This window comes from Dietzia sp. DQ11-38-2 (assembly GCF_014145055.1).
Classification (GTDB): Bacteria; Actinomycetota; Actinomycetes; order Mycobacteriales; family Mycobacteriaceae; genus Dietzia.
This window is the reverse complement of the sequence record NZ_JAALDW010000227.1, coordinates 1-6,281: the sequence shown is the minus strand read 5'-3', so window position 1 is coordinate 6,281 and position 6,281 is coordinate 1. Positions and strand designations below refer to the sequence as shown.

Annotated in this window: 10 protein-coding genes; 7 read left to right on the top strand and 3 right to left on the bottom strand. The window is 71.5% G+C overall.

Annotated elements, in window-relative coordinates; genetic code table 11:
* The 6 genes from G6026_RS08460 to G6026_RS08440 all read left to right on the top strand — a co-directional run.
* Positions 1-603, top strand: a 603-nt coding sequence (locus G6026_RS08460; RefSeq protein ID WP_241727986.1) for an SDR family oxidoreductase, incomplete at its 5' end; no start/stop codon positions are given.
* A 1-nt stretch (position 604) separates the two neighbouring features.
* Entirely contained in the window at positions 605-1,156 is a 552-nt protein-coding gene (locus G6026_RS08455; protein WP_107757150.1) for an LpqN/LpqT family lipoprotein, read from the top strand.
* Between the two features lie 77 nt (positions 1,157-1,233).
* Complete coding sequence (gene rfbC, locus G6026_RS08450) at positions 1,234-1,893, top strand: dTDP-4-dehydrorhamnose 3,5-epimerase (RefSeq protein ID WP_107758190.1); 660 nt, start codon at positions 1,234-1,236, stop codon at positions 1,891-1,893.
* Positions 1,894-1,956: 63 nt separating this feature from the next.
* Positions 1,957-2,091 (top strand): hypothetical protein, encoded by a 135-nt coding sequence (locus G6026_RS17800; protein WP_255412654.1) that lies wholly within the window; start codon positions 1,957-1,959, stop codon positions 2,089-2,091.
* 134 nt (positions 2,092-2,225) lie between these two features.
* Positions 2,226-3,002: an enoyl-CoA hydratase gene (locus G6026_RS08445; RefSeq protein WP_182612905.1), complete on the top strand. Its 777-nt coding sequence runs from the start codon at positions 2,226-2,228 to the stop codon at positions 3,000-3,002.
* 114 nt (positions 3,003-3,116) lie between these two features.
* Positions 3,117-3,644: a protein-tyrosine-phosphatase gene (locus tag G6026_RS08440; RefSeq protein ID WP_107757148.1), complete on the top strand. Its 528-nt coding sequence runs from the start codon at positions 3,117-3,119 to the stop codon at positions 3,642-3,644.
* Between the two features lie 7 nt (positions 3,645-3,651).
* Here G6026_RS08440 and G6026_RS08435 read toward each other — a convergent pair whose 3' ends face one another.
* The gene (locus tag G6026_RS08435) at positions 3,652-3,813 is read right to left on the bottom strand and encodes a hypothetical protein (protein ID WP_167457827.1); all 162 of its coding nucleotides are present in this window, start codon (positions 3,811-3,813) and stop codon (positions 3,652-3,654) included.
* Positions 3,814-3,852: 39 nt separating this feature from the next.
* On the opposite strand from G6026_RS08435, the gene G6026_RS08430 reads away from it, so the two are divergent.
* Positions 3,853-4,182: a DUF4229 domain-containing protein gene (locus tag G6026_RS08430; protein ID WP_107757147.1), complete on the top strand. Its 330-nt coding sequence runs from the start codon at positions 3,853-3,855 to the stop codon at positions 4,180-4,182.
* 62 nt (positions 4,183-4,244) lie between these two features.
* Here the strand turns inward: G6026_RS08430 and G6026_RS08425 are convergent, their stop codons facing one another.
* Positions 4,245-5,060, bottom strand: a complete 816-nt coding sequence (locus G6026_RS08425; RefSeq protein ID WP_182612904.1) for a hypothetical protein — start codon at positions 5,058-5,060, stop codon at positions 4,245-4,247.
* Positions 5,061-5,127: 67 nt separating this feature from the next.
* A partial coding sequence (locus G6026_RS08420) for an ABC transporter permease (RefSeq protein WP_182612903.1) occupies positions 5,128-6,281 on the bottom strand: 1,154 nt, incomplete at its 5' end.

Genomic DNA, 6,281 nt, shown 5'->3' with positions numbered 1-6,281 from the left:
GAACGGGTGCTCGCGGTCGCGGGCAAGTCCGACGACGAGGACCACCAGCGCGAGGTGGTGGCCCGGGCCGAGCAGACCTTCGGGCCCGTGGACCTGTTGGTCAACAACACCGGCATCAACCCGGTGTTCGGTCGGACAATCGACGTGGACCTGGCGGCCGCTCGCAAGATCACCGAAGTCAATGCGCTGGGCACGTTGGCGTGGACGCAGAAGGTCTATCACTCGGGGCTCGAGGAGCGGGGCGGGGCGGTGGTCAACGTGGCCTCGATCGCGGGCCTGGCGCCCTCGCCGGGGATCGGGTGGTACGGCGCCACCAAGGCGCTGGTGATGCGACTGACGCAGGAACTGGCGGTGGAGGTCGGCCCGGCGGTCCGCGTCAACGCCGTCGCGCCGGGCGTGGTCAAGACCCGCTTCGCCGAGGCGCTCTACTCCGGCCGCGAGGAGCAGATGTCCGCCGCGTTGCCCGCGGGCCGGCTGGGGGTCCCCGACGACATCGCCGGCCCCGTGTCGTTCCTGCTCTCCGACGACGCCCACTGGATCACCGGGCAGACGATCGTCGTGGACGGCGGGGCGCACATCGTCGGCGCGGGATTGCAGGGCTGACATGGCCTCGATACAGGAGTTCTGTGCCTCGACGGGCCGCTCGCTCGAGGCGAGCCCCCCGATGGCGGTCGCGGCGCAACCGTTGACCTGGGTGGACAACGCGCCGTGGCAGCGGATCGAGTCGCCGGAGCCGTCGGCCGTGATCTACGTCGACCCGGGAGCGCACCGCGACGGGTTCTCGCCCAACGCCGTGGCCACCTGTGCCCGCGTCGCGCCCGCCATGTCCACCGACGACGCGGTGACGATGATCGTGGCCACCGCGGAGGTGCTCGCCGACTGGACACTGCTGGAGGAGGTCGCGGGAGAGGGCGACGAGGACGCCGGCGCGGTGCGCAGCGTCTACCGCTTCGTCCGCGGGACCTACACCGCCGAGCCCGGCGAGATGGCCACCTCGAGCCTGATCGTGGGATGGAGCGACGACGAGGCGACCTACGTCTTCCAGTTCGTCGTGACCGGGTGGCGCGAGGACGCGGGTCTGCACGACTCGGCGATGGACTGCCTGATGATCGGCGAGTGGACGGCCGGACAGATCGTCGGCGCCATGCGGGGTTGACGGCCTCCGGCGGACGCGGCGGGCCCCGCTAGGGTGGGCGGGTCAGGAGTCGGGTGGACAGGAAGGCGGGACCGCCGGTGCAGCTTCGCGAGTTGAGCGTGACGGGGGCGTGGGAGATCACCCCCCGCCGGATCTCCGATGACCGCGGGGTCTTCCACGAGGCGTTCACCGACGCGGCCTTCCGCCGCCTGACAGGGCACCGCTTCGACCTCGCGCAGGTCAACGTGTCGGTCTCGGGCGAGGGGGTCCTGCGCGGCCTGCACTACGCCGAGGTGCCGCCCGGCCAGGCGAAGTACGTGATGTGCCCGTCCGGCACGGTGTTCGACGTGGTGGTGGACGTGCGGGTGGGGTCGCCGACCTTCGGGGAGTGGTCCGGGGTCATCCTCGACTCGGAGGACCAGCGTGCGGTGTACGTCCCCGAGGGCGTGGCGCACGGATTCCTCTCCCTCGAGCCGCAGTCCACGGTGATGTACCTGTGCTCGGAGGGCTGGCGACCGGGCGCCGAGCACGGGGTGGACGCCTTCGATCCCCACCTCGCCGTCGACTGGCCCTCCGTGGCGCTCGACGGCACCCCGATCACGCACGTGATGAGCGGAAAGGACCGAGACGCGCCGAGTCTGCTCGACGCCGCGGCCGCCGGGCGCCTGCCGCGGTGGGAGGACTGTGAGGCGCACGTGGAACGTCTGCGGGAGGCCACCGCGCGGGTGGACGAGGAGTGGCGCCCGAACGCGGATTGACATACCCTAGGGGGTATCGAACGACGCCCTGTCGGGTCGAGAATCCCCGTGAAGGAGGACGCCATGTGTTATCCGGTCACCTGTTCCATCTGCGGCAAGACCACCTGGGACGGCTGCGGTCAGCACGTCGACCAGGTCAAGGCGGCCGTGCCCGTCGAGAAGTGGTGCGACGGGGAGCACCCGGCCGCGGCCCGGTAGTCCCGGCGAGGCGGCCCAGGGGTGCCGCGGTCCCGACCTCCATCGGGGGCGTCGGTCCCCACTCCCGCGCCACGGACCCGTCCGGCGGGGTAGAACCGGGTGACACGCACTCGTCGTCCCTCCCGGAGGCCCCAGTGAGCACCCCGTACGTCCTCGTCGAGCGCAGCGGCCCGATCGCGCGCGTGACCCTCGACCGGCCCGATCGCCGCAACCCCCTGTCGTTGCGGATGATGCGCGAGGCCACTGCCGCCATCCGCGACCTCGGTGACGACCCGTCGTGCGGCGTGGTGGTGGTGACGGGGTCGGGCCCGGCGATGTCCGCCGGGCACGAGATCGGCGAGATGATCAACCGCACCCTGGACGAGGAGCGCGAGGTGTTCGACACCTGCGTCGAGCTCATGGAGTCGATCCAGGCCATCCGCCAGCCCGTGATCGCGGAGGTGCAGGGCCACGCCATCGCCGCCGGGTGTCAGCTCGTGGCGACCTGCGACCTCGCCGTGGCCGTCGACACCGCGAGGTTCGGCACCCCGGGCGTGAGGATCGGCCTGTTCTGCTCGACCCCCATGGTGGCGGTCTCGCGGAACATCGGCCGCAAACGCGCGCTCCAGATGCTCCTGACCGGCGAGACGATCGACGCCGCCACCGCGGTCGAGTGGGGCCTGGTCAACGCCGCGGTACCCGCAGACCGGCTCCGGGCCCGTGTGGACGAGCTCGCCACCCGGATCGCCGTCGCCAGCCCGCTCACGCTGGAGATCGGGAAGCAGGCCTTCTACCGCCAGATCGATCTACCCCAGGACGAGGCGTACCGCGAGATGGCCGAGACGATGGCCACCAACGCGATGACATGCGACGCCCAGGAGGGCATGTCCGCGTTCCTGGACAAGCGCACCCCGCAGTGGCGTGGGGAGTGAGGCGGAGGGGTGAGCAGACGCCGGGCAGGCGCGTCCGGCGACTCGCGGTCGCCGGGATCGGTGCGATGACCTCGTGGATCGTGGGTGTGACTGCGCCCTACTAGGATCTGCGGCATGGCGATCCGGGTGATGACGGTCTGTACCGGCAACATGTGTCGGTCACCGCTGGCCGAGCGCCTGCTCGCCGCGCGCGCCGCCCGAGCGGGTCTCGACGTGGTGGTGGAGTCCGCCGGGACGAGGGCGGTCAACGGCGTGGAGATCCACCCCGAGACCCGCCGGGTGCTCGAGGCGTATGGCGGGAGCGCGGAGGGTTTCGGCGCCCGGCTCCTGTCGCCACGAGTGCTCGGGGGTCACGATCTGGTCCTCACCGCCACGCGCGCCCACCGCGACGCCGTCCAGGAGATGGCGCCGCTGCTGTGGAAGAGGACCTACACGTTGCTGGAGGCGGCCCATCTGGCCGACACGGACCGGGCTCTGACGCTCCGGGGCCTGTCGCGGGCCCGCCTCGGCGTGGACACCGACGATCCGGCGTGGGACATCGAGGACCCGATCGGCCGCCAGCCGGAGGTCTTCGACCGGACGGGGACGCAGATCAGCCACGCGGTCGACTCGATCGTCGATCTCCTGGGCCGCCGGGGGTGATGCCCGGTCAGGGGTCCAGGGGTTTACGCCTGTCCAGATCCCGAAGGAAATCAGGGTCGTCGTCCGGGGCGATCACGCGAGGCGGGGCCGGCCGTGAACCGGGCCCGAAGGCCCGCCACAGCAGAATCGCCACGGTCACCACTCCGATGAGTGCGAACAGCCAGATCACTCGAACCTCCTTTCCACCACGATACGTATCCTGGGGGTCATGAGCGAGCGAGACGAGTCAGCAATCCCGGCACAGGCGCCCGCCGGAACCAGTCCCGGCGCCCGCCTGGCCCGCAACATGATGTTCTACACGGTGTTGAGGCTGCTGATGGTCGTCGCACTGACCCTGATCGTCATCGGTATCGGCCGTCTCGCGGGCGTCGACGTGCCGGTCCTCGTCGCGGCGATCATCTCGGTGGTCATCGCGCTCCCGCTGTCGATGGTCCTGTTCACGCGCCTGCGCGCGGAGATCAACTCCGACATCTCGGCTGTGGACGCCAACCGTCGCGTCAAGCGGGACGACCTGCGACGTCGGATGGACGAGGCCTGAGCCCTACCGGGCCGACCCGAGTCGATGGACCGGCAGCCGTTCAGATCCGGACCGGCAGCCGTTCAGCTGACCGGAGCGGGCAGAGAGGGGAGCCACTCCGAGCCGAATGACCCGTTCGGGTCATGTGACCCCATCCATCCGAACGGCGGCCACCCGGAAGCCTGAGGCGGCGGGGGAGCGGCCGCGTCGGTTTCGGTCTCGGTCGGCACCGCGGTCGGCGCCGGCTCGTCGGATCCGGTGGTGGGTTGGCCGACCTGGTTCGCGGCCGTCGTCTCACCGGCGCCCGGGGTCGTGGTCTCGGTGTCCCCGGGTCCGGTGGGTGGGCTGGTGGGCGGGGTGGTCGGCGGCGTCGTCCCCTCGGGCGGGGTCGTCGGCCCATCCGGTGTGGTCTCCTCGGTGGGCTCGCCCGGACCGCTCTCGGTCGGCTCGTCCGGTTCCGTGGTGGGGTCGTCGTCGTCGAACCACGGATCCTGCCCACCGGCGTCCGTCCGCGGCTGGGCGGGAGTCCACTGGGTGGCCGTGGTGCCCGTCTCGGGCTGGCGGGGCGGTGCGTGGGTGCCCGTCTCGTCGTCGGCGACGTACAGCGCCCCCGGTGCGGGTTGCACACCGATGTAGTACCGGCTCAGGCAGTGGTCGGTGACACTCTGCGTGCCGTCGGTGAACACCGTCATTCCCGGTGTGCCGCCGTCGGCCTCGGTGGCGCACCGGGCGATGAAGCGGCCGGGCGGGGTGTCACGCTCGCTCGATTCGGCCGCGGAGGTGAGGTCGGTCGCAGAGGCGGATCGCGGGGCTTCGGAGAGAACCTGCGGTTCCGGCTGTGCGCACGACGCGGCTACCAGCGCGATCGCGCCGGCGGTCAGGAGCACCCGAGTTCGCATAACGATAGTGTCTCAGTTCTGTCAAAGGATGGCTACCGGTCGGGGCTGTGCGTCACGTCATCATCGGTCAGATCTCGGCCACCTGTCTCCGTACCGCCCCGATCGAGGCCAGGCAGGCGGCGAGAACCGCGGCCGCGACCCCGCCGACCCCCACGGTGATCAGATCGCTCACCGGCGGTGCGATGTTACCGGTGTTCTCGGATCCCACCATCGCGACCGCGCCGAGTCGGCCGAACGCCGTGCCGATGAGCACTCCGAGAGTCGAGGCGCTCGCCGCCACCAGTGCCGTCTCCAGGACGAGCATCCGCCAGACGCCGGCCCGGGTGACGCCCACGCCGCGGAGGAGGCCGATCTCGCGCGTCCGTTCCCGGATCGACAGCGTGAGCGTGTTGACCACCCCCACCAGGGCCAGCACCACCGCCACCGCGAGCAGCAGTGCACTGGACGTCAGGACGGTCCGGACGGATCCCGCGACCTGGTCCCGCGAGGCGAAGGTCTCGGTGACCGCCAGCGAGGGGTCGGCCTCCACGACCGCCGACCGCACCCGGTCGAGCGCCGTCTCGAGTCGCTCGCCTTCCAACCCGTCCTCCATCCGGAGCCACTGCTCGGTGCGGGGCACGAACTCCCGGGGCACCTCCAGGTCCTCCGGCCAGGGCGCTCCGTCCGGCGACCGCGGCAGGGGCCAGTCGGGCACACTGCCCGGGGCGGCGAGGGCCCACTGATCGCTGGTGCGACGGACCACCAGGTCCCGCGTGTCGTCGTCGGTGAAGAACCGGAACCGGACGGTGTCCCCGTCACCTGCGCCCGCGGCCACAGGAGAGGACTCGGGCAGGACGATCTCGCCAGGGCCGGGAAGTGTGATCTCCCGGCGCATCACCTGCGCCACCCCGGCCGGGTCGGCCACGCGCAGGACCGTCCTTCTGCCCTCGTCGTCGCGGGCGTACATGTCGACGACGACGAGGGACTCCGCGACCCCGTCCATGCCCGCGAGTCGCTCGGGCAGCGCGCCGGGCAGGATCCCGTCGGGTGAGGTGACGGCGACGTCCAACGGGACGCGGTCGACCAGCCGCGACTCGATGGCGGGCCCCAGCAGGGCGATCCCGGTGACCATGGTCGAGGTGAGCGTCACCCCGACCAGTACGGCGGCCGAGGTGGCGGCCGTGCGGCGTGGGCTGCGCGCGGTGTTGCGGGCAGCGAGGAGGCCGACGGGGCCGAGGGCCG

What these genes read in the sequence shown, in the direction of transcription:
- G6026_RS08455 (WP_107757150.1), top strand. Translation starts at nt 605, where the DNA reads ATGGCCTCGATACAGGAGTTCTGTGCCTCGACGGGCCGCTCGCTCGAG.
- G6026_RS17800 (WP_255412654.1), top strand. Translation starts at nt 1,957, where the DNA reads ATGTGTTATCCGGTCACCTGTTCCATCTGCGGCAAGACCACCTGGGAC.
- G6026_RS08440 (WP_107757148.1), top strand. Translation starts at nt 3,117, where the DNA reads ATGGCGATCCGGGTGATGACGGTCTGTACCGGCAACATGTGTCGGTCA.
- G6026_RS08430 (WP_107757147.1), top strand. Translation starts at nt 3,853, where the DNA reads ATGAGCGAGCGAGACGAGTCAGCAATCCCGGCACAGGCGCCCGCCGGA.
- G6026_RS08425 (WP_182612904.1), bottom strand. Translation starts at nt 5,060, where the DNA reads ATGCGAACTCGGGTGCTCCTGACCGCCGGCGCGATCGCGCTGGTAGCC.